Raw genomic sequence first — 1,275 nt, 5'->3', positions numbered from 1 at the left:
TGCGAGCCGCAAAGCGCTGTTCGACAAACTCGATAAACCCGCGTTAAAGCCCCTTCCTAAGCAGCGATATCTATATACTGAAACCAAGCGAGCCAAGGTTGGGCCTGATTATCACATCGAATATCGCCGTCACTACTACTCGGTTCCCCATCAACTGGTAGGTCACCACGTCGAGCTGGAAGCCTCCAACCGTCTGGTGCAGATCTACCATCAAGGTAACTTGATCGCCCAGCATCCACGCAGCCAAAGAGAGCGCGGAAACAGCACCCAACCAGAGCACATGCCGAGTAATCATCAACATCAGAAGTGGTCGCTTGGACGCCTGCTCAACTAAGGGAGCCAATATCGGCCCAGCTATGCGAGAAGCCGTTAATAAGATGCTCAACTCCAAGCCTCATCCAGAGCAGTCGTATCGCTCCTGCCTTGAGCTGCTCAATCTGAACAAAGCGCATGGCGAATCGCGCTTAGAGCAAGCCTGTAAAGATGCGCTGATGCTGACAAAACCGAACTACACCTTCATCAATAATCTGCTGAAAAACAATCGCGAGGGGCAACTGAGTAAAGATAAAGCGAATACACCGAACCTTGTTCACAGCAATGTTCGTGGCCCGAACTGTTATCACTAGGAGAAAGGATATGAACGCACTCAATGACCAACTCAAAGCCCTGCGCTTAAGTCATGCGGCGAAAGCGTTAGAGCAGCAACAAGAGCAACTGACCACCTACGCAGAGCTGGACTTCGAGGAAAGGCTAAGCCTGCTTCTGGAAAGTGAAATCTTGAATCGCAATCAGACAAAAATCCAACGCTTAAAACGACAAGCCAAACTGAGAGTAGATGCTCAGCCGAGCCAACTCATCTACAAGGAGGGGCGAAACCTCAACCGCAAACAGATGAGTGAACTTCTGACGGGGAGTTATCTGCACAAGCACCAGAATATCTTGATCACAGGCCCAACAGGTACAGGCAAAACCTATCTTGGCTGCGCTCTGGCAACCAGCGCCTGCGACCAACAACAAACGGTCAGATACTACCGATTAACTCGCTTGCTTGATGATCTGACCGCAGGTCGTCTGGATGGTAGCTATCAAAAGCAACTTCAATCGTTGGCTAAGAAAGCTCTACTGATCCTCGACGACTGGGGGATGGAAAAACTGACTCAAGAGCATGCAGGTCACTTGTTAGAAGTGCTTGAAGACCGCTACCAAAACAGCAGCACAATCGTCATCAGTCAACTACCCGTAAAGGAGTGGTACAACATGATCGGCAACGCCACC

Annotated in this window: 1 protein-coding gene and 1 pseudogene; both read left to right on the top strand. The window is 50.1% G+C overall.

What is annotated here, in order from left to right; genetic code table 11:
• Positions 1 to 626, top strand: a pseudogene (locus tag R7190_RS25585) (Mu transposase domain-containing protein); the annotation flags it as partial.
• A gap of 10 nt (positions 627 to 636) precedes the next feature.
• Positions 637 to 1,275, top strand: a 639-nt coding sequence (gene istB / locus R7190_RS25580; RefSeq protein WP_318137642.1) for an IS21-like element ISVch3 family helper ATPase IstB, incomplete at its 3' end; no start/stop codon positions are given.

The sequence above is a fragment of the Vibrio sp. 1078-1 genome, assembly GCF_033340475.1.
The sequence above is the reverse complement of the archived record's forward strand: the minus strand, read 5'-3'. Positions and strand labels throughout refer to the sequence as shown.